Source organism: Hydrogenovibrio sp. JE_KL2, assembly GCF_009296185.1.
GTDB lineage: Bacteria > Pseudomonadota > Gammaproteobacteria > Thiomicrospirales > Thiomicrospiraceae > Hydrogenovibrio.
Genome location: NZ_WBJR01000004.1, coordinates 1 through 25,346 on the forward strand (window position 1 = coordinate 1; position 25,346 = coordinate 25,346).

21 protein-coding genes are annotated in these 25,346 nt (G+C 45.6%); 1 reads left to right on the forward strand and 20 read right to left on the reverse strand.

Annotation, left to right across the window (positions count from 1 at the left end; translation table 11 throughout):
* Positions 1 to 323: 323 nt before the first annotated feature.
* A complete protein-coding gene (locus tag F8R13_RS07775) occupies positions 324 to 1,142 on the reverse strand; it encodes a flagellin (RefSeq protein ID WP_152833314.1) in 819 nt (272 codons plus the stop codon).
* Positions 1,143 to 1,547: 405 nt separating this feature from the next.
* Positions 1,548 to 2,078 carry a flagellar protein FlaG gene (locus tag F8R13_RS07780; protein ID WP_152833316.1) on the reverse strand — a complete coding sequence of 177 codons (531 nt, stop codon included), beginning with the start codon at positions 2,076 to 2,078 and terminating at the stop codon, positions 1,548 to 1,550.
* Between the two features lie 300 nt (positions 2,079 to 2,378).
* Between F8R13_RS07780 and F8R13_RS07785 the strand changes: the two genes are divergently transcribed.
* Positions 2,379 to 4,862, forward strand: coding sequence for a 6-hydroxymethylpterin diphosphokinase MptE-like protein (locus tag F8R13_RS07785; RefSeq protein ID WP_152833318.1), 2,484 nt, complete (start codon positions 2,379 to 2,381; stop codon positions 4,860 to 4,862).
* A 57-nt stretch (positions 4,863 to 4,919) separates the two neighbouring features.
* Here F8R13_RS07785 and F8R13_RS07790 read toward each other — a convergent pair whose 3' ends face one another.
* From F8R13_RS07790 to flgK, 18 genes are all read right to left on the reverse strand, one after another.
* Positions 4,920 to 5,981 (reverse strand): nucleotidyltransferase family protein, encoded by a 1,062-nt coding sequence (locus F8R13_RS07790; protein WP_152833319.1) that lies wholly within the window; start codon positions 5,979 to 5,981, stop codon positions 4,920 to 4,922.
* 12 nt (positions 5,982 to 5,993) lie between these two features.
* On the reverse strand, positions 5,994 to 6,710 hold the full coding sequence (locus F8R13_RS07795; RefSeq protein ID WP_152833321.1) for a cytidylyltransferase domain-containing protein: 717 nt from the start codon (positions 6,708 to 6,710) through the stop codon (positions 5,994 to 5,996).
* A 29-nt stretch (positions 6,711 to 6,739) separates the two neighbouring features.
* Positions 6,740 to 7,924, reverse strand: a complete 1,185-nt coding sequence (locus F8R13_RS07800; protein ID WP_152833323.1) for a hypothetical protein — start codon at positions 7,922 to 7,924, stop codon at positions 6,740 to 6,742.
* 17 nt (positions 7,925 to 7,941) lie between these two features.
* Entirely contained in the window at positions 7,942 to 9,018 is a 1,077-nt protein-coding gene (locus F8R13_RS07805; RefSeq protein WP_152833325.1) for a phosphotransferase enzyme family protein, read from the reverse strand.
* A gap of 17 nt (positions 9,019 to 9,035) precedes the next feature.
* A complete protein-coding gene (locus tag F8R13_RS07810; protein ID WP_152833335.1) occupies positions 9,036 to 10,103 on the reverse strand; it encodes an N-acetylneuraminate synthase family protein in 1,068 nt (355 codons plus the stop codon).
* Positions 10,104 to 10,134: 31 nt separating this feature from the next.
* The gene (hisH, locus tag F8R13_RS07815) at positions 10,135 to 10,782 is read right to left on the reverse strand and encodes an imidazole glycerol phosphate synthase subunit HisH (protein WP_152833337.1); all 648 of its coding nucleotides are present in this window, start codon (positions 10,780 to 10,782) and stop codon (positions 10,135 to 10,137) included.
* Positions 10,782 to 11,558, reverse strand: coding sequence for an imidazole glycerol phosphate synthase subunit HisF (gene hisF / locus F8R13_RS07820; RefSeq protein WP_152833339.1), 777 nt, complete (start codon positions 11,556 to 11,558; stop codon positions 10,782 to 10,784). Before hisF ends, hisH begins: the two co-directional genes overlap by 1 nt.
* The gene (locus tag F8R13_RS07825) at positions 11,533 to 12,426 is read right to left on the reverse strand and encodes a hypothetical protein (RefSeq protein ID WP_152833341.1); all 894 of its coding nucleotides are present in this window, start codon (positions 12,424 to 12,426) and stop codon (positions 11,533 to 11,535) included. Before F8R13_RS07825 ends, hisF begins: the two co-directional genes overlap by 26 nt.
* On the reverse strand, positions 12,426 to 13,745 hold the full coding sequence (locus tag F8R13_RS07830; RefSeq protein ID WP_152833349.1) for an N-acetyl sugar amidotransferase: 1,320 nt from the start codon (positions 13,743 to 13,745) through the stop codon (positions 12,426 to 12,428). The genes F8R13_RS07825 and F8R13_RS07830 overlap by 1 nt, the downstream gene beginning before the upstream one ends.
* A 122-nt stretch (positions 13,746 to 13,867) precedes the next feature.
* Positions 13,868 to 15,688: a 6-hydroxymethylpterin diphosphokinase MptE-like protein gene (locus tag F8R13_RS07835; protein WP_172967734.1), complete on the reverse strand. Its 1,821-nt coding sequence runs from the start codon at positions 15,686 to 15,688 to the stop codon at positions 13,868 to 13,870.
* Positions 15,672 to 16,892, reverse strand: coding sequence for a UDP-N-acetylglucosamine 2-epimerase (neuC, locus tag F8R13_RS07840; protein ID WP_152833353.1), 1,221 nt, complete (start codon positions 16,890 to 16,892; stop codon positions 15,672 to 15,674). The genes F8R13_RS07835 and neuC overlap by 17 nt, the downstream gene beginning before the upstream one ends.
* A gap of 2 nt (positions 16,893 to 16,894) precedes the next feature.
* Positions 16,895 to 17,935, reverse strand: coding sequence for an N-acetylneuraminate synthase (gene neuB / locus F8R13_RS07845; RefSeq protein ID WP_152833355.1), 1,041 nt, complete (start codon positions 17,933 to 17,935; stop codon positions 16,895 to 16,897).
* Positions 17,935 to 18,609: an acetyltransferase gene (locus F8R13_RS07850; RefSeq protein WP_152833357.1), complete on the reverse strand. Its 675-nt coding sequence runs from the start codon at positions 18,607 to 18,609 to the stop codon at positions 17,935 to 17,937. Before F8R13_RS07850 ends, neuB begins: the two co-directional genes overlap by 1 nt.
* The gene (locus F8R13_RS07855; RefSeq protein WP_152833359.1) at positions 18,606 to 19,868 is read right to left on the reverse strand and encodes a LegC family aminotransferase; all 1,263 of its coding nucleotides are present in this window, start codon (positions 19,866 to 19,868) and stop codon (positions 18,606 to 18,608) included. Before F8R13_RS07855 ends, F8R13_RS07850 begins: the two co-directional genes overlap by 4 nt.
* 39 nt (positions 19,869 to 19,907) lie before the next feature.
* Positions 19,908 to 20,906: an NAD-dependent 4,6-dehydratase LegB gene (locus F8R13_RS07860; protein ID WP_152833361.1), complete on the reverse strand. Its 999-nt coding sequence runs from the start codon at positions 20,904 to 20,906 to the stop codon at positions 19,908 to 19,910.
* A 38-nt stretch (positions 20,907 to 20,944) separates the two neighbouring features.
* Entirely contained in the window at positions 20,945 to 22,324 is a 1,380-nt protein-coding gene (locus tag F8R13_RS07865) for a murein transglycosylase domain-containing protein (protein WP_152833363.1), read from the reverse strand.
* Between the two features lie 159 nt (positions 22,325 to 22,483).
* The gene (gene flgL, locus F8R13_RS07870; RefSeq protein ID WP_152833365.1) at positions 22,484 to 23,524 is read right to left on the reverse strand and encodes a flagellar hook-associated protein FlgL; all 1,041 of its coding nucleotides are present in this window, start codon (positions 23,522 to 23,524) and stop codon (positions 22,484 to 22,486) included.
* Between the two features lie 17 nt (positions 23,525 to 23,541).
* Positions 23,542 to 25,344, reverse strand: a complete 1,803-nt coding sequence (flgK, locus tag F8R13_RS07875) for a flagellar hook-associated protein FlgK (RefSeq protein ID WP_152833367.1) — start codon at positions 25,342 to 25,344, stop codon at positions 23,542 to 23,544.
* Between the last annotated feature and the right edge of the window lie 2 nt (positions 25,345 to 25,346).

Below are 25,346 nucleotides of genomic sequence, written 5' to 3' on the forward strand. Positions count from 1 at the left end.
TCGCGCTAAATGACCGGCGAAAAATCTAGCGCATTGAGGTGCATGGCAAAATCTGCCAGGTTGGGGTTATTGAGGTCGTTTGGAAAAGCTAAAGGCGGGAATAAAAAAAACGGCAAGCCATTTCTGGACAATGCCGTTAACACACAAGGGAAACCTTGAGAATAATGCTGTAAAGGTTACAGCTATCTTTTATTCAAAATCTTTCATCTGAATATTGAATGCATTTAAAAACACATTTACTTTACTTCTAAAGCAAAAGAACTAAGGTAGATATGTTTTATAAAGAGATAAGCCAAGGCTGTTGCCCTGGCTTAAGACTTCACTTATCGAAGTAAGCTTAGTACGTTTTGTTGCGATTGGTTCGCTTGAGACAACATACTCATACCTGCTTGTTGTAGGATCTGAGTTCTTGCCAAGTTCGCACTTTCAGTCGCAAAGTCTGCATCTTCAATTCGGCTTCTTGCCGCCATGATGTTTTCGTTTACGTTCTGCAAGTTAGATACGGTGTAGTCCAAACGGTTTTGTACCGCACCGTACTTCGCACGAATCTTCGCGATTGAGTTAAGAGCATCATCAACCTGAGACATTACACCTAGTGCAGATGCCGCTGTTTGAATTGTTCCTGTTACACCCAATGCAGATGCGTTCATAGTTTTAAGTGAGATTTTAACTGTGTTTTGAGAAGCAGTTTCCCAACCAGCTTGGATGGAAACAGTCTTACTAGACGCCATCAACTTAACACCGTTAAATTTAGTGGTTGAAGCGATACGGTTAATCTCGACTCTCAACTGAGAAACTTCGATGTTCATTTGTGAACGTTGTGCTGAACTGTAGGTATCGTTGGATGCCTGAACCGCTAGCTCACGAACACGATAAAGCATGTTTACCGTTTCTTCCGCTGCACCATCCACGGTTTGTACCAATGAGATACCGTCGTTCGCGTTACGAATGGCTTGAGTAGTACCTGTGATTTGTGATGTCATAGACATTACAACCGCTTTACCTGCCGCGTCATCCGCTGTTTTGTTGATACGTAGACCAGAAGTCAAACGTTCCATAGAGGTAGACATATCTTTTTGAGATTTGTCCAACAAACGTACCGCATTTTCAGCAGCGATATTTGTGTTGATTACCATAGCCATAATACTTACTCCCAAGTGGTTACTTTAGATATAGCTAAATTTGCTATGTTCTAAACACTTCACGCTAATTCAGTATTTAAAACATTTTCCTTTCAGTTTAGTTATCGGGTAAGAAATTAAAAACTTGAAGTAGAATTGAGAAAAAAACCGAAAAAAATATATTTATGTATAAATATCAACAACTTATATTTTATCTTTTTATTGCTAGTTTTAGCCTATCTTCTTTAAAATCAAGGTTTAAAGCAGCATAAATAACTATGGCACACTGGAAAAAAGGTCATCTATCATTGGTGTAACAAAGTGGTCAAGCACCATACTAGGGTCAAACAACCAAACGCCAGAAACAAAAAACGCAGAGAATTTTCGTTCTCTGCGTTCTTTAGTGAAAAGGACAAACTTATATAATCAAGCGGATTCGCTAATAATGTTCCCTATAGCGCTTGAAACACTACTCGAATCTGTTGCGCTACTTAAAGGCTTGGATGAATGCACGCGATCTAAGTATTCCGTCAAACGCCTTGCGACTTGCAAAAAGTCTTCAGACGGATACTGCTTGATGACTTTATGGGTCGTGGAATCAATCAGCGAAAAATAAGTTAATCCGCTCACTTTGTCCTTTTTAAATTGCATTTGGTTATTCAACTGCGACAACTTGTTGTTCAATATCTCCATTGCCAGCTTATTGTCCTCCTTATTAGAAGAACTGCTATTGGACGTAGGAGTCGACGAAGCCTGCGGCTGCTTTGAATGCGTAGAAGATATTGCCGCATTGATCGCTACCTGCTGCGCGCTGACAGACGTTGTCACGTTTTTAGTGCTAGCGCCACTAACTTTTGCGGCATCCTGGGTTGCACCAGAAGATGCTGCTGTTTGAGCACTAACATCAATACTTTTATATTGCGTATCCGCAGATATAGAGTTTTGTAGAGTGTTCATGACTCTCACCTTCACCTAGTAATGTAGCGACTTTCGTTAACATCTTTGACAATTATCTTAACAAAATCCATATGTTATGTCACAAATTCCATTTTTGGCTAACTGGCCGTTACGCTTAATTTATTTGTCCTCAACATCGTTAACGGCGGGTATTTATATATCTTTAGAAAAAAAACTTCATTTTTTTTCAATTATTTTTGGCATACTTCCTGTTATCACCGTGAAAGCCTTTAAATTAAAGGATTCTTACCCAAAAAATTTCATGGAAAATTTTTTAAAAAAAGAGCAAGTGATTTACATATGAATAGCATTGATACCTCAAAACTCTATACGAACGCTTTTGGAGACAACTATTTCCAGGAAATAAACCAAAACGCTTTTGATACAGTCGGTGCCACTTCGACCTTCAATAAGGTTTTCAGTAAAACCCTTGATGTGGACAATATGCTATTCATTGTCGTCGGCTCTGATTCGGGACTGCTTATTCCCTACCTCCAACAATTCCATAAAGACCGAGGCCGCCGTTACATTATTATGGAACGCCCGGAAATCATCGACTACATACAGGATCACTTTGAAATCGATGACGAGATGATTGACCTGCAACCAATGGATATGGATTTTGGTGAGCTGCACGACTTATACACAGATTACGTTTCCCACAACCGATATATGTTGTTACGTTCTCTTGCCGTTATTGATGGTAAGAATGAAACCTACACCACCCACTGGGATCAGGCATTAGATAGATACAACATTTTCGCATCTTCGGAAAGCGGTTATGCCATCAACAATATCTTCATCGACAGCCAACTCAGAAACCTAGCATCCAATAATATGCCGCTGGCCAACCTTGGTCGTGCATTGGAAGGCACCACCTCGGTTATCATGGGTGGCGGCCCCTCTTTGGATGACAGCATCAGCTGGATTAAGGAAAACCAAGACAGACTGGTTATTTTCGCCGCAGCCCGTATTGCCAACCGTTTGAAAAAAGAAGGCATTCAACCGGACTTTTTTGTATCGGTGGACCCGCATGACGTGAGCTACGACAATAGTAAACAAATTCTACAGTTTGGTGATACCGCGATATTGGTCCACTCCAACAACGTCAATAGCAAACTCGTTGCTGAATGGACAGGGCTTCATGCTTATTTGGGGCTGATGTTCCCTTGGCGAGATTCAGTGCATGAACAACCTGAAAACCTCACCACCGTTGGTCCCACCGTAACCAATACCATGGCGTCGGTTGCAGGGTATTTAGGGTCCGAGCAGATCATCTTCTCGGGTGTTGATTTCTGTTATGGCGAAAACGGCAAAAGCTACGAGTCCGAAAGTCTTGAGTCGAAAACCGGTAAATACCTAGATACGGCAACCAACCGCGTCAAGACCTATTCCGGACGCATTGCGGAAACCACGCCAAGCTTTGCCAACGCTCGACAAGGAATGGAAGAACTGGTTGCCCACGCCATTGAATTCTTCGGCAACAAGTTCTTTACGCTCAGCCCGGAAACGGCATTGATGGAAAATGTCGCCTATAGCCGTCCAGAAGAGATTGTGTTGCCAGAGACTCAAAAAGCCGATGCCGTTCAACAAATGAAAGACATTCTGAACTTTGATCTAAACGACTATAAAAAACACCTGGACCACGCCAAAGCCTATTGCCAAGAAATGCGCGATATTTGTAAAGATGCGGTCAAAGAAGCGAAAAACGGTAAGAAAATCGCGAAGAAACTGTTCGTCAATCTTGACGAAACTGACAAACTGACCCAAGAAATCATCTTGTCTCAGCAAAACACCACACACATTATGGGCGAGCATTCGGAGTTTATCTTCAACTACTCTATCAAAGCTTACAAAGAGTTTATGAACCCGAGTATCAAAGAAGACAATATGACTCGTGATGACATCAAAAACTCTTTCATCCATTATTTCAACGGCATCGTCAACTCTGCGATTCCGCTTCGTAAATCCATTGAAACGGCAATTACCCGCCTCAATCATCGCATCAACGAAACCAAAGGCACCAAATCTTTTGCCAAGTTGATTGAAAAATGGCAGGAATACCACGAAGAAGGTCGTCCGCTTGTTTGGTTGAAAATGAATGACCTTTCAATCGAGGATTTGACTGAAGAACAACAAAGCACACTCAAAGCGGTGTTGGATGCATTTAACGAAGAGCTGCATCGTACTGAAACCAAACTCAGCCAACAGTTAAAGTCTCAGGGTGACAATATCGGCGCGCTTTACGAGCGTATCAAACGTTACTTCTCGGAAAACAGACCTTATGAGTTGGAAGAGCTGATCAACTACATCGCGGAAAAAGACCTGCCCTACTCCGAAGACCTTTGTCATATCGGAACCGGTTATCTTTATGAGTTAAAAGATATGCCGGATGATGCCGTGGATCGCTTCATCCAAATCAAAGACAACAAGCTTTTGCTAGAAGGTCTGAAACGCGTCCTTAACATTCTGCTGATGAAGAAAGATTATGATAATGCGCTCAATACGTTGGAAGTGCTGACGCATTATTCCGACGAGTTCTTTGTCTCTTATGCCGATATGTTAGCGGCGATGGGTGACGGCGCCAGTGCTGTGGAAATCTATTTCCACTACTTGCAACAGCATGCAGAAGACACTGCTACCTGGATTAAGGTCGCCAAGCTGCTGATTCACTTGAATATTCAAGAAGAAGCAATTGCGGCCATCAATAAGATCAAAGCACTTGAACCGAACAATTCCGTTTCCGACGAATTGATGGCACTCGCCACTCAACCAAAACAGTAACACACAAAAAAGCCGACATAATGTCGGCTTTTTCTTTGCAATCACAACAGAACCTAACTATTTAAAATAGACCTCATAGTCTGCCTGGGCTTGTTCATAGTCAGGAATATGTCCGATGTCCATCCAATATTCAGTCAATGGGAATCCCCCTGAATTTTGACCGTCCGCAATCACGTCATCAACCAATGTCGGCATATCAAAAAACGCATTATCAGGAATTCTGCCCAACGCACCCGGAGACAAACAATAAATGCCGGCATTCACAAAATAACGGTAAACCGGTTTCTCGACCAGTTGATTGATATAGGGTCCATTCATTTCAATCACACCATAAGGCACTTGATGTGAGTACTCTCTGACACAAGTTGTGACCGTATTCTTATGCTCTTGGTGAAACTCCAGCAACGAACGGAAGTCCACCTTTGTCAGCAAGTCACCATTCATCACAATCAAAGGTTCATCTACGGACTTTGCTGTCTCTGGCAGTAAGCTCAATGCGCCTGCCGTGCCTAAAGGTTTGGTTTCCTCAATGTAGGTGATATGAATCCCCCACTGCTTTCCATCGCCAAAATATTGGCGAATCTTGTCACCCAGATAATTGATGCAGAAATAGAATTCGGTAAACCCTTGATCGGCAATGTGCTTGACGATGGTTTCCAAAATCGGTTGATTACCGACTGGCAACATCGGCTTTGGAATCGTCTCGGTTAAAGGTCTCAAGCGCATTCCCAAACCACCCAGCATCAACACCACCGGATTGTTGCGTCGTGGCGTAGATTGGGTTTTGTGATAATAAAGCGCAACAATTTGTTTGTTGTCATTCAAAATCGGCAAGTGTCGCAACGAACGACGTTTGATGTGCTGACGCCAGACAATCTCGGTTTCCGACTCATAACCTACTGTCGGATTCTTGTTCGCCACACTGGTGATCAGGCTGTCCAGCGTTTCACCACGTAGCAAACCACGGCGGATATCTCCATCCGTGACAGTCCCTTTCAATTGCTGGTGTTCGTCCACTACCAAAATAATTTGCATCGCTTGTTGGTCAAGCACGGTCAATGCTTCACGAACGGTTGCGTTTTCATCAACTGCAATCATCTGCCAATCAAACAAATCCATCGCACCGCCCTCTTATTTAAGCTGCATCTGACGCATTTTCAACAAGGCTTCAACTTGGAATACGTCTGTCAAATCGTCGATATCGACACCGGAAATACAATCCATCACAAACAGTTCAGACTCCCTTTCTCCGGTAAACTCACCTTTTTCCCGCAACCATTGCGGTGTCACGATATAAATAGCGCCGTTGATGACATAATAGTCATTGGTGTAATCCTGACGGCGAGAAACGAACTTCTCAGGCTTGGCAAGATATTGCCACTCACCATCTTGTTGCTGGATACATTTAAACGGATGCTCCTTCATCGGCTGAACACTGACCAACGATTGCTTGTCGCTCGCCAGAAACTGCTCAATGGCATCGTCCATTTCCTCTACGGTTCTCAATGGAGACGTCGGCTGAAGCAGGATGATCGCATCCGGCAACTCGTTTCTTTCTTCCAGCCAATCCAAGGCATGCAACACCGCTTCGGCGGTGGTGGTGTGGTCTTCCGCAAGTGATGCTGGGCGAACATAGTCTACCTTCACGCCAAGGCTTTCTGCATAACGGTTGATCTCCGCGTCTTCACTCGACATCATCAACTGAGTGATATGACGGCTTTTCTGTGCTTCATCAATGGTGTATTGCAATAGCGGTTTGTCTAAAATCGGATAAAGATTCTTTCCGATCAATCCTTTAGAGCCACCTCTTGCTGGAATCAAGGCTAAGATATTTGCCTGTTGTGTCATCCGTATTCCCTTAGTGTGTCATTGTTTTTTTATCTGTCTTGCTTTGAGCAAAAATCCGACCAAATCTTATTCACCAGAATATTTATCGACTCGCTTGCACTTGGTAAATGTGCTTTGGCTTGTCGCCACAATCGTTGCTGTACGGGTTGTGTCAGTCCTTGCTCAAAAACTTCTAGCATCTGCTCTTCTTTATCGACCGACAGCAGCAAATCTTCACTTATCAACGGCATTTCTTGCAGATGACTGTACTCCTGCCACCAAGCAATCAACTCCGGCTCAAACCAAAGATATACGCTGCTGTTAAAAGCTTGCGGCGCCATTTCATTCAAATACAAATTATCAAACCCGCACGTGGAGAACGCGCTCAATACCAAATCACATACCACCAGACTGTCTTTGATGTCATTGAAGTTGTCCAAGAACACATCGTCACCAAACGCTTCCTGAAACAAACTGAGGGTTTTGTGGCGTAGCTCGTCGGATTCTTTAGGGTGTGGGCGGTACATCAGTTTGAAAGGTCTTTGCCATTTGGACAGTTGACGGGTCAAGGCTTCAATCGTGGCGAAATAACCGGGAATCTCCAAAATCGGTTGTCCATAAAACCCTAAAACCACCGGTTCATTTCCAGTGTTCTTTTCATTTGAAAAATCTACCAGGTTGGGTCTATGGCTGGCTCGCGCCAATATTGGATCGTAATATTGATAGTCGATATGCTTGATGGAACCGATGGCTATGCTTTCCACTTGCGGATAGCGTCTTTGCGTGATTCTCATCGCTTCATCATCCAGCACAAAAGCGGTATCCGGTATCGCGCCGGAGGCTTGGTTCATATCGCCCCAAAAGCTTTGTAGTGCGTAGCTGTCGATGCCGTGTTCGCGTGCATAGTGCAAAACCGCCTCATCCACACCGGTATCTGGTCCGGAGATGCCGGTTAACACCGCATCAGGCGCAAACTCGGTAAACTGATTTCGGAGAAAATCATCTTCAATCACTTGTGTGAATTCATCTGCCGGCATTTCCACCAACGTCAAAGGCTTGGCGGCGGAAGCATAGGCTTCTACAAGTGGCGCAAAAATCTGGCAGGCTGGCGGTTGGCAAAGTACGCGGATGGTAAAACGGTCATCCGACATCAGGGTGGGAATCAATCTTTCAAAAGATACGGCGGTGGCTGGGTCTCTGGCTGTAATGAGTAGTTTCATAAACGTTGATGACAACCCAGTTCCATAACGCTTCAAGTTCGCGTCGTGTAGGGTTGCGTAATATTCTCAAGCTCCGTTCGGTGTCGTTCAGCTAGATTATATAGAAAAACAAACTTTTTCCACTCTGAATTTGTCACCGACTGCCGTTTCAACGTTAATTCCGCCAATAACAACATGGCACGTATCGCCAGTGCCTGTATCAAATCCACAAATCTTTGCGAGGAAACAACCCTTGAAGGGTAAGCTTCAAAATAGGCATCCAGCAAGGCATGCGTGTGCGACTTAAGTTGCTCTTCTTCATGCACGGTGAGCACAAAACGCTCAATGATAAACGCCAAATCCTTTAAAGGGTCGAACCATGCCGTCAAACTGTCTTCAAAATCCAGAAAGGCGACGTCCCCTGTTTCTAAAAACAGAATATTCCCCACATTCAAATCGCCATGTACCATCTGCGCCTGCTCGGTCAAATGCCACAACCACTCAGGATTGTGTGAAGACAAAATAGCTTGCGCTTCTTCCGGCAAAGAAGTCATTTGCTCCGCGTGCTGCTGCAAACTCTGCCAACGCGTCACCAGCATCTGATGGCGCTTCTCACCGGCTTGTTGAACAGAATCGCGCTGAGGATAACTCGCCAGCGTTTGATGCAGCTTACCAACCGCTCGCCCGAGTTGTTTTAAATCTGCCTCATCATAATTCGTCAAACGCCCTTGCCAAAAAGGATAAGCAAAAGCCGTCACATCGTCCGCCAACACCAAAGGAAACCCATCAATCAACGGTGGCGAAACAACGCCATGACGAGAAACATAGTCCGCGACACTTTGCGCCACCATTAATCTTTCAGCTTGAGAAGGCTCAACCAGTTTGACAAACCAATCTATCTGCTCAGTTTGTTGTGACGTGATAACACCTTGAAAACGATAAAAGCCATAAGGCTGAGGATGGTGTGTGTCCAACCGATGGACAGTCGGCATGCTCTCAAAAAGTGCCGTTAAAATCTGCCAGGTTGGGGATAGATAGGCTAGCGAGTGGTCATCTAAAAAGTAGGGCTTCCATTCCAATTCCGGTGGTCTCAGCCCCAGAAATGCAGGTTCAGAAGGTAGCCAAGTCATGCCTCAAACGCCTGCAATCAGTCGTCTTTGAATTCGACATCCGACCAACGGATGACTTGACCCGCGGCAATCGGATTTTTCAGCACGTGCCCTTCCACTTCTGACCAATATTCAGCTTTAATACCCTGCGCCGGAAAAGCGAAATGCACACTTTCCAAAGTCAAAGTGTCTTGTGCTTTCAAGTCGGTTTTCGCCACCATCCCCATGCGGGAAACATACTTGTCGCGCTGGCGAGGTAAAACACGAATGCCATCGCCCATGGCATCGGCAATGTTATGAATTTTCTGCAAGACTTCGGCAACTTGACCGATTGGCAAGGCATGACCACCATCCTGCTCATCCCCCATATCGTCGTGGCAAACGCCTTTCTCTAACACGACAGCACCCATCGCCGTTGCGGCATACAACATTTCTTCCCCGCCATGATGGTCAGACAAGCCATATGGCAACCCAACGGCATTGCCTAAAGTTTGCATGAATTTCAGGTTTTGTTGATTCACAGGGTTTGGCGGGCCTTTCGGGCTATGCTCCACCACCAAATCCGGCTTTTCATTGCCGGAAGCATCCTGAATCCAGTTAACCGTTCTCGCCATTTCTTCCAGCGTGGAGTGCCCTGTGTCGATAATCATCGGCACGCCCATACGCGCAACATATTCAATCAGCGGTTGATGGGTGATGTTTGAAGAAGCGATTTTAATGGCTTTGCAGCCAATTTCTTTGGCGAAATCCGCCCCCTCAAAATCATAGACGGAAACGATGACCTCCATGCCCTTTTGTTTGGCATAGTCGAACAGTTCTTCATAGGCACTTAATGGCAAGACTTTACGTTCAATCAAAGCGCGGTAGTTTTCTTCAACCACTTGACCTGTCTTGTGTCCCCAGAACTTTTCATTACCGGATAATTCGGCATCCAGACAGACATCGGCATTTTGCAGAATCTCACCCTTAACCGTGGTGACACCGGCTGCTGCCAAGGCATCAATCATACCTTTCGCTTCATCCATATTTTGGTTGAAGTAAGTGCCTATGTCGGGTAAAAACAATGGGCGCTTTGAGTCTTGAATCTGTTGCCAATAACCTGCCATCTGCTTCTCCAATAACGCCTTCAATTTGGACTCATACCTTCAAAAAGGCTTCAATTAATTTCAATCCCATCTCACCCGATTTTTCCGGGTGGAACTGGCAGCCCATGCGATTATCCTGCTGCACTGCCGCAGTAATGGCATGACCGCCGAAATCAAATACCGCCAACTGATCCGCTTCATTCGCCACTTCGGCAAAATAAGAGTGCACAAAATAGAAGGCATTGGCTTCCGGTACGGATGCCAATAAGCTGCTTTGCCAAGCAGTTTTGTTCGGTCTGATTTGCGCCCACCCCATGTGAGGAATTGTCATAACTTCGCCCGAAACACTGGTTTCCGGTAATTTTCTGACTTTACCGGGCAAAAGTTTTAAACCTTCGGTGGTACCGAATTCTTCACTTTCCTCCAGCATCATCTGCATGCCCAAGCAAATCCCCAAAAAGGGTTTTTGCTCGGCAGCGATCTGAATGGCTTCGACCAGATTTTGTGTTTTCAGTTGTTGCATGGCTTCAGGAAACGCCCCCACACCCGGGAATACCAAACGTTCGGCTTGCTCAACTTGCTCTGGAGTGGTGGCGATTTCGGTTTGCGCGCCTTGATGTTCAAATGCACGCTGCACATTCAGCAGGTTACCTGCACCGTAATCGATAATGGTGACCTTTGCACTCGTAGATTTGCTCATTATGATGCCGCCTCCAAAATCGCCTGTGGAGGACGTACCTCTAAACCATTGTCCAAACAGACCTGACGAATACCGCCTACCGTATCACGGTCATAATGCAGAATATCCGCCATCGCAATGGCATCCGCTCCAGCTTTCACCGCATCCACACCATGCATGGCTTCACCCATACCGCCGGATGCGATGACCGGTACATTCACCGCAGAGGTTACCGCCCTAACCAAATCCAAATCATAGCCTTTACGCCCGCCTTCGTGGTCAACAGAGGTCAGCAATATTTCACCCGCGCCTCTCTCCACCGCTTGCGTTACCCACTCGACCACATCCAATCCTGTGTGTTCACGACCGTTATCGGTAAACGCCAACCACTTGCCATCTGCTTGTTTGATAGCTTCTACCGACAGCACCACACATTGCTCACCAAAGGTTTTCGCCATCTCATTAATCAAATCAGGGCGTTGAACGGCTGCGGTATTGATGGCCACTTTATCCGCACCGGAACGCAGGATTTCACGGGCATCCGCCACCGAGCGAATCCCGCCACCAACAGTAATCGGAATAAACACCGACTTCACGGTTTCTTTGATGATTTCAGTCAAATTGTTACGACCATAAAGCGAAGCCACTGCATCCATATAAAGCAGTTCATCCGCTCCTTGCTCGTAATAGCGGCGGGCATATTCATTCGGGTTACCAATTTTACGCAACCCTTCCAACTTCACCCCTTTAATCAGGTGAGAGGATTTAATATCAAGACGGGGAATTAGACGGATCATATTCTTCGATGGTTCTTATAAGTTTTTTTGTGTATATATATTTATCCTGAGAAGTGCCTTTTATTCTATTTAATTCGTCTTCTAAGAAAGTCGAGTTATCACTCAACTCAATAAGTCCGGCATTAATCTCTAACCCACCTATATCCTTCAAAATCATCAACATAAGGTCAAAGGTACCATAGTAGTACGAATCAAATTCATCAAAGTTAATACCAACTTTTTTTTCTTTGTCCACAGTATCCCAAAAGTGCTTAGCTATAAGCCTATAAGCATCTCCGGCACCTATTTTTTTAACTCCTGCAAAAAAAAGACCCATAACTACCTTCAGAACATAAGGATTTTGTTCCATTAGTGCTAGAAGATACTCATTTTTAAACCTATGAAGCTTTGAAGAATTATTCCCGCCTTCTTCATTTGAAAGAAAAAGTGTTTGCAATGAATTTTGAGTATTACTATTTAGCTTCTCAAGTTTCTCCAAATGGTGACTTGTTTTTTGGGAATGAAAATCGAAACTTTCTGTTAAGGTTTCAATTTTTTGCGCTAAATTACTCAGACTTGTTAAATCACCACCTAGTGCACTTTTTGAAGCCCTCAGCTCATCAACAACTTCTTTAACCCTTCCCATTTGTTCAGAAACAAACTCAGACTTTCTTTCGTGAGAACCACTCTGTACAAAGCCATAAATTATTGCTAAAACAGCAAGAATAATTGAAGTTATCGTCCCTGCAAATGACACATATCCTAGGGCACTTAAACTATTTGAGTTTTCCAAAGCCGCATAGAATACAAATCCCTCAATAATCATTAAAATAGCAATTAGCATCCACCACTTGGTGGCGTCCCATGGTTGCTTGACGTTTTCTGACATTACTCACCCCAAACCGTATGACGTTGCACCCAAACCCCATTTTCTTTTTTCCATAAATGCGGTGAACGGAAGGTATCTGCCAATAGGTCAAAATACTCTCTGTCCATAATCGGTTGCTCGAACATTTTGGAGGCGATTGGGAATTCTTTTTCTGGAATGCTCAGGTATTGGAAAATCTCTTCGGCAAAACGTTCAGGGAATTCCATATCAAAACGTTTCACTAGCGCCACACCTTCTTCGCGGTCAATATCGCCGGAACGAATCTCTTGCGCGGCATCATAGGTTGCACGCCCGATACCGAACTTCACACCCGTTGTGTAGTAATGGAAGTCATCGATTTTGTCATCAATGGAGTTGTACTTGGAATAGGTGCCCGGCGTTCTCTCAGGAGAGGCTTCAAACCCACCATGCTCGTGGGCATAGTAATAGCAGCTTTGTGGATGCCATTTCAGGTAGTAACCCAAGTAATGGACTTCCACACCGGTTTCTTTCAACTTCTCAGGGTCTGCCGGCATATAAGGGTCTAGGTCGGACTTTTCCAACCCGAAATCTTCTTTTAGGGACTTGATAGACACACCGCCGATATTGATGTCCGCTTCATCGGTCATGGTGAAATATTGCCAGTCACGTTGTGCCTTGTCGGTATCGCCTTTTGGATTACCGTATTCGGCTTCGTTTTCTCCGAAGAATACCAAGGGGATATTCATCATCGCCGCCATTTTCGGTGCCAAGGCTTTTTGCCCGATCATAAAGGCTTGAAACGGGTGGAACAGCTTCTCTACCGACAAACGAGTCAACAAACGATGGACACGACCGTTTGGCGTCATCAGTTGGTTATCGAAACCAGCATGAATCCAACGTTGGAAGTTACGCCATCCCCATTCGGTATAGATATGCGGTGCCCAAGTCACGGTAAATGGGTGCATGCCGTATTTTTCTTTCAGGATATGCGAAGCGTAGAAACTGTCTTTTCCACCCGAACCCGGCAATAAACAATCGTAAGAACCGTCTTTAGAGCGGTGCTTGTCGCACAATGCCATCAACTCTTCTTCACGCATACCCCAGTCAATCGTATGTTCTTTTTCTTCCGCCACACGACACGCATCACACACACCCTCTTCATCAAAATTGATGGTGGCTTTTTTGGAGTCTTTGGTGTGCTTGTACTCGACTGCAGAGTTAGGTCGTTGGTTGGAAATGGTACATTTTTTACAGAACTTCACATCATGCGGCAGACCGTATTTGGTAGCGAGCTGGTCTTCTGGAAGTTCAAATTGAGAAAGATCGACAGGTGTTGGTTTTGGAATTAGAAATGACATTTAAACGTACTTCCCCTGATTGTTTTCATTGTTTTATGTTTTATCGGCAAGTTATAGCAAAAATCGACCCTAAATTGCACCTTTCATCTAATTTCTAGCCGGCAATTTATTTTTTTACCCTTTCATCCGCCAACCGTTTCGATTTTATGCGCATTTTTTGTGAAATAGGCGAAGGTGTTTTTCGATAATTCTTGCTGCCGTTTTTGCTGCTCTTCAATTGTGGTTTGCAACTGATTGTAACTTGCTGGTGCATCCTGCTGCGCTTGTGTTGCTAAGGTTGAATGCTTTAAACGCCAAGACAGAAAACGGTGCGGTTTATCATGCTGCAACCAAAGCCTTGCCAAGGCTTCAAAATCATTGTCAGCTTCCAGCTCTTGCAATAAAAACTGCCCTTTTTCCTGCGACTGCTGAACGATAGCAATCAACTGCTCCGCCGAATCACGATAAGCCTCAAACAACGTCTGAAAATACTGACTCGTCAAAGCTTGGTTGTTGGGTTCCTGATCCAGCTGTTCTGCCAACTGAATCAAGGATGTGAAAAACCTGAAACCGACTCGTTGGATAAAGGCATCTTCGCTGTGAGTTAACTTCTTCAGTTTTTTATCCGCTTTTGCATACTTTTGTATCAGAACCTCATCCAACTGATAAGACGAAGAAGCCGAAAGCGCCTTGATGCAAAGTTGTTTAATGTCTCGGTACTTTCTTTGCAAGGAGTGCAGTTCTGTCAGAAGGTGTTTGATAGCCGTTTTCACTGAAGCGCTTTCAACAGACAACTTTGTTTGCAGATCATTAATAGACGGCTTGTGGGCAGATGGTAGCTTAAGGTTTGTGATGTCTACCGACTTCACGCCATCAATTCTGGCGGCTTTAGGGTTAAGGTTCCACAACTCAAAATCATTTGGCAAACCATAGCGCTGAACAAGTGTCTGTAACTGCTCAGGCAAAGCCTCTATCGCACTTTTGAATTCTGGGGTTGTCTCACAAATTTCACCCAGATAGTTTTCTACCTGCTCACTTTGTTGATAGCGATGAGGTTGATTGGACTCAATGCTCCCCTTAAGGTGGGTTTCACCAGATGACGGAAAACAAAAGTCGAACCCAGCCAGGTAAACCCTTTTACACCCCATACCCAAAGCCGATACCACGGCAAGGTTGGCAACCGTACCACCTGAGACTTCCACATTCTTTTCTTGCCCGAAGTCTTTACTTTCCTGAGGCCACTTTGGCCCCCAATAAAGTGTGCTGCCGCCCCAACGTTCCAACATTGCTGGTTGGGTGTAGTGTTGTGCCACCAAAATACTCTTACCCTGCAATCGCTCCATGTCTTGTGCGTGCGCCAGGGAAGCATCGGTGGGATCTGATGCAACGAGAAAATCAGGATGAATCTCCTCTTCCAATAGTTTTTTCGCAAGCCTTGCGACAGCGAAAATAACTAACTTTTCCTGATGTTGCTTCACCCAAAGCAATCGCTTTTCAAGTGAAGGTGCTGCGCCAAGAACCACGGCAGTTTTGCCTTCATAAGCATCGGAAAACTCAATAATCGGATGATTGAGGTCATAAACATTCAGAAAGGCATTTTTGACGTAAAAAGGATAATCAGCCCGAAGCTTGAAATATCTCAGTGCTTCGAGCGCTTGAGGTAGTTGTTGCATCAAATCCAATGCCAAGGCATTCTGTTTCGACAAAACAATCGCTTCCAGTTCCCGCGCTTCTAACAACTCATAGAAAGGTAACAGCGTGGTTTGCAAATCGGTTTGATAGCCAATCCTGTGTAATTGCGCAGGTAATTTGCGACTAGCGGTCTTTGCGTTTTCGGTATCGATTAGAAGGTAATTATCAGATTCAGCGCTTTGAATTCGGGCATAAAGCTCAGCGTTCAGTTCGTCTAACGTGCCAATTAAAACGACAATGTGATGGGTACCTCCACTAGGATTGAACGTCATAAGGGATGTCGTAAAACCGCTTAGGCAGTAAGGTGTCAAAATCTGTTTTTTCAAGCGCTTGGAGTATCTGTTGCGCGGTGTCACCTTTACCATAAAGGCTGGTGACGTCGACTGTCGATAACTTCATGGCTTGTTGTATGGCCTTGATAATGGCATCTGCAGATTCATCACATTGGATAATGGAGTCCGCCATCAGCCTGCCTTTTTGACGCTCGCCGATGTTCACTGTCGGTGTGCCGACAGCAGGTGCTTCGATAATGCCGCTAGAGGAATTCCCAACAACGACATCGCACAAGCCCATCAAGCTCAAATACCGCTGTGAGCCTAGCGAAGTGACAAACTCGGCATTCACTTCCGTTTCCACCACCCATTGCTGGATACGCTGATTCAAAGCGTGTCCACCGACATCCGTGTTAGACGCCGTCCATATGATCGACATATCCGGATAATCTGTTTTCAGGGATTCAAAGGCATTAAACAAGTTTTCCAGTGCCTGTTGCCCTTGTGTCTCCCCCCAGGAAACCGGGTGATAGGTCACCAGAAAAACCGGGGAATGAATCGACATCTCCAAAAAGGTTTCAATCTCAGTCAGAGGCAGTTTGTCGATTTGATGAATCACATCCAAACCGGGTGCGCCAACATTGAACACCGTATCTGGTTGTTCTCCCATCTGAATCACTCTTTGGCGATAAGGTTCAGCGGCAACGAAATGTAAGGAGGCCATTTTGGTGACTGCATGGCGAATAGCGTCATCCACCGCACCTTCTGTCACCTCTCCACCATGGAGATGGAAAATAGGGATATTCGCCAACAAGGCTGCCGAACAGATACCGAGCAACTCATAACGGTCGCCCAATACAAAAACGGCATCAGGACGATGTTGTTCAAAAACCGAAGCGAACCCTTCCAGTGCTTTCGCAGTGGTTTTGGAAATACCGAATGGTGTGTCTAGCTCTGAATGGGTCAAAATGGGCACTTCTGCCGCAATGGGATGACCATCCTGACGGATACGTTCAACAGTATAGCCCTGCTCGTCAGACAAGTGTCCACCAGTAACATACAACTGCAACTCAAAATCAGGGTGTTTTTCCAACAAACCAATCAAATGCGACAGTAAGCCGTACTCGGCACGGGTTGCCGTCACCACAGCGATTTTGCGTCGATTTTGCGTTTGTTGAAATTGTTTAGTCGAGGCGGTCGTCAAGGCTATACTCCATCATCAACATCAATGCCTACATCCATGCCAATATCAATACCATCATCCACTTCGTAGTCCAACTGCGCCGTTTGCCCGATAATTCTATCCCACTCGGTCGCCAAGGCGCCTTTTTCCGAACGCTTGAGAGTGACATTGTCTTCACTCAAAATCATACCCGCTTCAATCGGCTGTTTGGCAACAATGCGCTTGCGCACCAAAGATTTGTGCCCGCTTTCAGAGGTTGAGGTAACTTTTTCACCCGACCCCAGAGCCAACTCGATATGGCGAATGGCGCTCACCATTGCCTTTAATTCCTGCGGTTCAAGACTGGCTTGATGGTCTGGCCCCGGTAGAGTTTTATCCAAGGTGAAGTGCTTTTCAATCACCGCAGCGCCTAACGCCACTGCTGCCGTTGGCACTTCAATGCCTAGAGAGTGATCCGACAAACCAACGGCCACCTGAAAAGTCTCCGCCAGTGTCAGCATGGCTCTTAAATTAACGTCTTCAAAAGGCGTGGGATAGGCCGTGTTTGCGTGCAGAATGGTTAAGTGTTGTTTACTCAAACCAGCTTTCAACAGGGTATCGACCGCTAAATGCACTTCGGCAAGATTGCCCATGCCGGTTGAGAGAATGGTTGGTTCATCAAACGCGGCGATTTTGCGTAAATAAGGAATGGACAGTAATTCGCCGGATGGAATTTTCCAACGGCGCATACCGAGAGTTTTCAAGAAGTCGATACTGTCATCGTCAAACGGCGTTGACATGAATTCGATATTTTTATCGTTACAGTAATCAAACAATTCTTTGTGTGCGGCATCAGAAAGCTCAAGTGATTTGAGCAGCTCATACTGGGTTTGCGTTTGCCCGGTATTTTTTTCCTGATAAGCCGCTTGCGCCAGACTTTTGGACACCAAGCTGTCCGCCTTGAAAGTCTGGAATTTGACGGCATCCGCGCCCGCCGCTACTGCGGCATCGACCAAGGCAAAGGCTCGCCCTAAATCGCCATTGTGGTTCACACCTGCTTCGGCAATAACAAAGACAGCAGACATCAGTTATCCCCCAAATGATCATCACGCGAAATCGCACGAGGCTTTTTCAACACAGCCGGACAACCGACGTAAACTCCGGGCGTTTGCAAGTGGTGTGTCACCACCGCACCGGCACCAATCAACGAGTTTTCAGGAATCATTACGCCTTGAACCAACACCGCGCCGCTGCCAATAAAGCAGTCGTCAGACACTTCAACATCGCCATTGAGCGTCGCATTGGTAGAAATATGACAATGTTTGCCTACCAAAGCGCCATGCTCAACCAGTGCTTTATGATTGATAATGCTGTTGTCTCCGATGCTGGCAAAGTGATTGACGATGGCGTGGTGCATCACCACAACCCCTTCCCCCAACCTGGCAGATCTTGCAACTCTCGCCAGCGGTGAAACAATGCACGGCATTTGGCCGCCCAGTTTTTTCACCTTGGCGAATAAAGACTTTCTGACAACCGCATGCTCAATTTGCCCGACAGTAATCACACAATTTGGTGTGGTTTTGAGTAGCTCGCTTAATTGGTCATCCGTGCCAATCACAGGATAATCCAGTAAAGAGCTGGTCTCCGCCCCCGGCGCTTCAACAATGCCGACAATCTCAAAACGGCCGTTGGCCTCAATAACATCAATGACCGATGCACAATGACCGCCGCCGCCAATCAAGAGCAAAGGCGTCTTCATAGCCCACTCTCCGTCACTGGCGGGCAAACCACACCACTTGGAACATTCACGACGCGCTCGGCAAAAAATTCGGTATGCGTCATATCACCACACAATTCATTTTGATAAATATCAAGACGATGCATCGGTGTCCACAAAGGTCTGGTTTGTAAATTAGCACCATTGAAATCGGATAAGAAGGCATCTCTGTCTTCACATGAATTCAGTACACAAGCGTTCAGCCAGTAGTTTGGTAGATTGTCAGGAAAGTTTTGACGATAATCCGCGCCAAAATCTACTAGGTTGGGGGTATCAGAAGTTTGTGTACCCTCAATCCACTCTTGATATTGCAACGCCAATTGATGTTTTTCAGCCAAGAAACTTGGCAGCTTTTTCATCTGTGCCACGCCCAGTGCGGCATTGAGGTTTGGCATACGCAGGTTGTAACCGATTTCATCATGCTCAAACAACCATTGATGCGGAATTTTTGCCGTGGTGCTGAGGTGCTTGGCGTGCGTGGCAACATCAGGTTTATTGGTCACCAGCATGCCACCACCACCAGTGGTAATGACTTTATTGCCGTTGAAGCTGAACACGCCGACATCGCCAAACGTGCCGGTATGCATGCCGTTGACGAATGAGCCCAGGCTTTCGGCAGCGTCTTCAACCACCTTAATGCCATGTTCGTGACAGAGCGAAACGACTTGCTCTATCTCCATGGGAAAGCCCAGGGTATGCATCGGCGCACAAGCGGAAATAAGGCGATGCGAAGCCTTATGAAAACATTTACCGTTTTTTTGGTAGGTTTGCGTGTTGAGAAACGCTGCCAGAGCGTCTGCGCTCAACCCCATGGTTTTGGGAGAAACATCGACAAACACAGGATCAGCGCCCAACATTTTAATGGCATTCGGCGTGGCGACAAAGGTCAGTGATTGCGTCAGCACCAAGTCTCCCGCTTTCACCCCTACTACTTTTAGACCAAGAAACAATCCCATGGTGCCATTAACGACAGCTACCGCATGTTTGGCACCAGTAAAGTCGGCAATCTGTTCTTCAAACGCACCGACAAACTCGCCCACCGACGATACAAAAGTGGAATCGATGCAGGCGTTGAGCAGTTCTTTTTCGGTTTTATCAAAGCACGGCGCGTGTAATGGAACGAAATCGGACTCGGCAACCTGATAATGGTTGCGAATGGCATTGGCAAGACTTTGCCAGGTGTCAGACTGAACTTCAGACCGAGCTTTTGAAGTGTCATTTTTCAAATTGTCCGCCGTCATAAATTTTGCCACTCACCTATTTCTAGTCTAAAACCAGAGTTAGACATTATAGATATCGGCTTTGTAGCGCTTAAGATTAGTTGGATCAGTGAACCAGTCGATGGTTTGCTGCAAGCCTGCACGAATATCCGTGACAGGTTCAAACCCTGTCAACTCGCGAATCATCGTGTTATCACACCAAAGACGGAAAACCTCCGAATCTTTGGGGCGGATACGTTGTTCGTCCTGCACAAACACCACATCACTGCCCATGAGTTCTTTAATCAACTCCAGCGTATCTTGAACCGAAATCTCGTAGTTGGAACCGATATTCACGGTTTCACCAATGGTTTTTTCAGATTGGGCAATCGCCATCATGCCACGGCAGGTATCGGTCACGAAGTTGAAATCACGTGTTGGAGACGTGTCGCCCAACTTGATTTCCTTCATGCCATTGGCAATTTGCGTGATGATGGTTGGAATCACCGCTCTCGCCGATTGTCTTGGTCCATAGGTGTTGAATGGACGGGCAATAGAAACGGGAAACTCAAAGGCATTGAAATAGGACATCACCATCGCATCTGCACCGATTTTACTGGCACTGTAAGGTGACTGAGGTTGTAACGGGTGCTTTTCATCAATCGGCACATACTGCGCTGTGCCGTAAACTTCCGAGGTAGAGGTATGCATAAAACGTTGCACGCCATTTTCCATGGCCGCCTGCACCATGTTCAAAGAGCCGTTGACATTGGTTTCGACATAAGAGTTTGGGGCGACATAAGAATACGGGATGGCAATCAAGGCTGCTAAGTGGAAAACTGTGTGGCAATCCTTGGTAATTTGCTTACACAGGAACGGATCACGGACATCGCCGCTCACCACTTCAACTTGGTTCAATACCGGAGATTGTTCGAGCCAACCCCAGTCGTTAAAAGAGTTGTATAGCGCCAGCGCTCTGACTTTAGCGCCTGCATTGACCAGTGCTTCCACCAAATGAGAACCGATAAACCCATCTGCTCCCGTTACCAAAACCTGTTTGCCCTGCCAATATGGCTGCATCTCGATATCCTTTTTGTCCTTAACGATTTGGAGATGACTTAAGCATCATCCAATAATGCTTTATAACGGCTTTCGGCACGCAAAACTTTATCCAAATAACGACGCGTTTCATCCGATTGATGTTGATAACGCAAGGTACGATAAACCTGTTTTGGATTCAGTCGATTCAAGCGTGCAATGGCTTTGTCCGGCGTTTTACCAAACAAACCGAGTACCGTCTTAATGCCCCCATTATAAGAAGAAATGGTGACCATTTGCTTGATTTTGTCATTGCGAATATCGGAAAGATAGTCGTGCTTCAACAAGCTGAGGTAAGCGATGCCCATGCGAATATTCTTTTCCGAGTCGAACAAATCCCACTTGGAAGGCTGCCCCGGTTTTTGGTCGATATACTGATAGACATCTTTTCCGGCAGTATCTGGCTTTAATTGCATCAAACCAATCGCGTTTGAAGAACTCACCGCTTTCGGGTTAAAGCCACTCTCGGTTTCCATCACTGCATAAACCAGTGCCGGGTTAATATCGAACTTACTGGCATAGGTATTCACGATGGCCCGGTACGTCTTCGCAGGGCCTTTCAGCCCGCTTTCGTGAAGCGGAATATGAACCTCAACAAACTCACCGTCTTCGTCTTTTACCTCTTCCACCGAAGCGTTCATCAGGTAGTTGATGTAATCGTATGCTTGTTTCGGATAACGGATGGGCTGTTTGTTTTCATCCAACACTTTACGGTAAAAATAGGGACGATTTGTATAATCAAGATGTTTGTCCGACAACAAATTGCCATCTCTGACCAAATGATGCGACAGCAAAAGTCTTGTCACTGCTTTTTTGATGTTTTGCGTGGTGGCAATTGCCTTTGGAAACTCTACAACCAATTCGTCCTGATAGATAACGAACGAAGGCGTGAGTTTTGACGCATGATTATGAGACAGTGTATTTTTCTGCGGTTTTTCAATTGTCAAAACCGCTGGCCTTGCCGAAAAGGAAGCTGGCGTATCTGAAGCTTGAACCAAATCTAATCTTTCAGGCTGAGGGGTACTGTATGTCTTGATGACAGGGTTCGGCATACTCGAAACCCGAGTGGCAACATTGGTGGTGATATGTGTTTTAACGACTTGTGGTGCCGGTGATTCTGAAGTCTCTACTGTATCCGCTTTGGTATTGGGTGATTTATTCTCGGCATCTTTATTGTCCCAAGCGGTACTCAACATGACACGATGCGATTGAACAGGCGCAGATGCGACTTGTAGGGTGTTTTGTGTTGAGGAGCGCGGGATGATGGATTCGATGACCGATACGGCATTTGGCGACTCTTTGACGACCCAATGCTGGAAAGACACGAACAGGCTACCACTCACCACCATCAACATGGTAGAGGCAATAATCAAATAGACCCAGATTCTCGTGTTCGACATGGCTTTCTCTGTCAAAGTTCCAACAAATTTCAATTAACGTCAAGAATACAGCAAAATAAAAGCCAACTTTCCATAATAAAAAAGCCGACATCTGTCGGCTTTCTGTTTGATAGATTGTGCATCACGCCAAGTTCGATATTGCCTAGCCGATACCCAATATTATTTGATGTAATCAAATAATGACATACCTTGCACTTTTGCAAACACTTGCTGTGCAATCTGCAAGGAGTTTTGCTTGGTCGTCAGATCCGTGACACCTTGAACCATATCCATGTCTTGAAGGTTGGACAAACGCTGCTTCAAAGCAATGGTGAAAGTATCGCCCGCAGTACTTTGCGCATCAATACGGTTTTGACGTCCACCAATTTCAGCAAGTGATGACCCCAGTTGCTTGATGCCTGTTTCCAAATCTGTCGCAATGCTTGCCGGTGGCGCCAAACCCTGGTCGAGGTTGTCTTTCAATGTCACCAAAACATTCAAAAGACTCGGGTCAACTCCAGCAGGCAAAGACGTTGCACCGCCCGACAAATTGAACACAGACGCACCATTATCAGTAATTCTCACGCGACTTGAATCCCCTTTGTCGTTGGGGTTCAGTGTATTGTCAGAATCAAAACCGATCTGAACGAATCTGGCACCATAGTTTGATTGGGAATCAACCGGGGTACCACCGTTTGAGTTGTTACTACCGATATAAGCATAGTATTGGTTGCCACGGGCAGTCATTGCCGCAGTAGTGTTACCATTTGCATCTGGAATGAAAGCAGCCGTCGCATTGACGCTGTTTCCAGCAAACAACAGCTCTCCTTGAGAGTTTTTGCTGTTCATCAAGCTTCTCATATGGTCAATAATCTGACCGATTTCTTTTGCTGTCGCTTGTCTATCGGTTGCCGAATAGGTTCCGTTACTCATTTGCAACGCCAACTCGCGTGCGCGCTGGATAGAGTTAGTGACTGAATCCAACTGCGTTTCTTCCAAAGACAATTGAGAAGACGCAAAATCGCCATTTTTCTTGAACTGCGCCAAACTGTTAATGGTTTTATTCAACAAGTTAATTTGCGGATTCGCAGAAGGATCATCACTCGGCTTGTTGACTCTTTTGCCTGAAGCAATCTGCTCTTGCAGGTTGAGAACCGCATTCTGATTATCCTGAATAGCAGAGTAACTTTTTGTGTAAAACTGCATTGTTGAGACTCGCATAACCTTCTCCTTCTATCCTATCGGATTGCGCCAATCAACGTATCAAACAAGGTTCTTGACGCCTGAATGATTTGAGCAGACGCTTGATAGGCTTGCTGAAATTTTATCAAGTTTGCCGCCTCTTCGTCCAAACTTACGCCAGACATACTTTCACGTCTGTCTGAAATCTGCTTATAAACGTTTGTTTGCGCCACCGATTGTGTTTGCGTTGCCTGAACATACGCTCCCACATGCGTAGACATAAGTGAATAACCACCCAAAAGTGTCTGAGCGGGGTTACCGGATGCATCATTGAACAATAATTTTTTATCTGACAAGCTCGCCAGGTTTGCAATATTGGTGTTGTCACCGATTGCTGCAGCGGTTGGTGCGACATCAGCCGGATCAGGACTTTGACCGCGAGTTGCCAACTTGTTAGGGTCAGAGATTTCCGTTTTGAAATTATCCAGCATCCCTTGGTTAGGCTGAATCAAAAACTTATCGCCTGCCTGAACCGTACCTGCTGCAACTGAAGAAAAATCAAAGTTCCATCCATCCACTTGCCCGGAAGAACCAAATGCAACCGTCCCCAAAACAGTGGTTGGATTGTTTCGATCATAAACTTCAAAGTTACCGCCAGAGTTAACCTTAACGATGTAATCTTTTGGTTGCAAGTTACCGATAGCCGCATTCGCTGTTGCCAAATCAGTTTGCTTTGCAGTATAAGTGGCAGGTTGAGTTGCTGGCGTGTATGGCGGCTGGTTACCCGCGATTGCCGGCTTGAAGCTGACAACGATGTTTGACCCATCTTCCGTTCCAACGTTTTTGACACTCTTATCCGCAGTCAAATTCAGCGGTGTGTAAACATTACCGCCAGCATCGCCATTCTCATCATAGCCTTGATAATGCTGCCAGTTCACACCGGCTACCAAACCATTCAACATCACACCCAAGTCATTGACGGTTTTGTCTAACATATTAGAACGAAAATCCAGTACCGCTCCCAGTTGCCCGCTCTTAATTTGGCTGGACACCATCGTTTTCTGACCACTAACGTCCATATAGACTTCTGTGCGACCTTCATCGGTAAACTCTGATGAGCTGGCTTGAAGGTGGTTAACGGTGTTGCTCGTTACCAATGGGTACTTACCATTCCCGGTATAAACAACCATTTCTCCATCAGACTGTGTATAGGTTTTGATGTCCATATACTTACTCAATTCAAGAATGGCTTGATCACGTTGATCCAACAATTCATTTGGCGACTGTGCACCACTACTTTGAGCAACCGACACCTGTTTGTTGATTTGATAAATCGTATCAAGACGGTTATTGATTTCAGTCGTCAGACCGCTGATTTGGTCATTCACTTGTTTTTGTGTATCTTTCAAAACACCAGAAAGGTTACCCACCATTGTTTGGAGGTTATTGGACTGATCAATGACTTGCTGACGACTACTGGTATCTGTTGGATTGTTTGCCAAGTTTTGGAAAGAGTCGAACAGGTTTTGCATGAAATTCTGGATACTGCCATCATTACTCGCAACCACCCCTTCCACTTGCTGTGCAAGCGAAAGCTGCTCATCATAACGAGACTTCAAACTGTTGGCACTGACCAGTTGGGTTTGGATATAACTCGCATAAATGCGCTGAACGGATTCAACAGTGGAGCCGCCGCCTGTATAAGCGTTTCCAACCAAACCTGCTGAATTACTGATGATTTCGGCTCTTTGACGGTTGTAGCCTGGGGTCGATACGTTGGCAGTGTTATTACCAGTTACCTCAATTGCTTTTTGGAAGGTACTGGCTGCACTAATGCCTATCGTAAGTAAGTTCGCCATAG

Bases quoted from the DNA above. Each gene is read 5' to 3' on its own strand.
- F8R13_RS07775 (WP_152833314.1), bottom strand. From the start codon at position 1,142: ATGGCTATGGTAATCAACACAAATATCGCTGCTGAAAATGCGGTACGT.
- F8R13_RS07780 (WP_152833316.1), bottom strand. From the start codon at position 2,078: ATGAACACTCTACAAAACTCTATATCTGCGGATACGCAATATAAAAGT.
- F8R13_RS07785 (WP_152833318.1), top strand. From the start codon at position 2,379: ATGAATAGCATTGATACCTCAAAACTCTATACGAACGCTTTTGGAGAC.
- F8R13_RS07790 (WP_152833319.1), bottom strand. From the start codon at position 5,981: ATGGATTTGTTTGATTGGCAGATGATTGCAGTTGATGAAAACGCAACC.
- F8R13_RS07795 (WP_152833321.1), bottom strand. From the start codon at position 6,710: ATGACACAACAGGCAAATATCTTAGCCTTGATTCCAGCAAGAGGTGGC.
- F8R13_RS07805 (WP_152833325.1), bottom strand. From the start codon at position 9,018: ATGACTTGGCTACCTTCTGAACCTGCATTTCTGGGGCTGAGACCACCG.
- F8R13_RS07810 (WP_152833335.1), bottom strand. From the start codon at position 10,103: ATGGCAGGTTATTGGCAACAGATTCAAGACTCAAAGCGCCCATTGTTT.
- hisH (WP_152833337.1), bottom strand. From the start codon at position 10,782: ATGAGCAAATCTACGAGTGCAAAGGTCACCATTATCGATTACGGTGCA.
- hisF (WP_152833339.1), bottom strand. From the start codon at position 11,558: ATGATCCGTCTAATTCCCCGTCTTGATATTAAATCCTCTCACCTGATT.
- F8R13_RS07825 (WP_152833341.1), bottom strand. From the start codon at position 12,426: ATGTCAGAAAACGTCAAGCAACCATGGGACGCCACCAAGTGGTGGATG.
- F8R13_RS07830 (WP_152833349.1), bottom strand. From the start codon at position 13,745: ATGTCATTTCTAATTCCAAAACCAACACCTGTCGATCTTTCTCAATTT.
- F8R13_RS07835 (WP_172967734.1), bottom strand. From the start codon at position 15,688: ATGACGTTCAATCCTAGTGGAGGTACCCATCACATTGTCGTTTTAATT.
- neuB (WP_152833355.1), bottom strand. From the start codon at position 17,935: ATGTCTGCTGTCTTTGTTATTGCCGAAGCAGGTGTGAACCACAATGGC.
- F8R13_RS07850 (WP_152833357.1), bottom strand. From the start codon at position 18,609: ATGAAGACGCCTTTGCTCTTGATTGGCGGCGGCGGTCATTGTGCATCG.
- F8R13_RS07855 (WP_152833359.1), bottom strand. From the start codon at position 19,868: ATGACGGCGGACAATTTGAAAAATGACACTTCAAAAGCTCGGTCTGAA.
- F8R13_RS07860 (WP_152833361.1), bottom strand. From the start codon at position 20,906: ATGCAGCCATATTGGCAGGGCAAACAGGTTTTGGTAACGGGAGCAGAT.
- F8R13_RS07865 (WP_152833363.1), bottom strand. From the start codon at position 22,324: ATGTCGAACACGAGAATCTGGGTCTATTTGATTATTGCCTCTACCATG.
- flgL (WP_152833365.1), bottom strand. From the start codon at position 23,524: ATGCGAGTCTCAACAATGCAGTTTTACACAAAAAGTTACTCTGCTATT.
- flgK (WP_152833367.1), bottom strand. From the start codon at position 25,344: ATGGCGAACTTACTTACGATAGGCATTAGTGCAGCCAGTACCTTCCAA.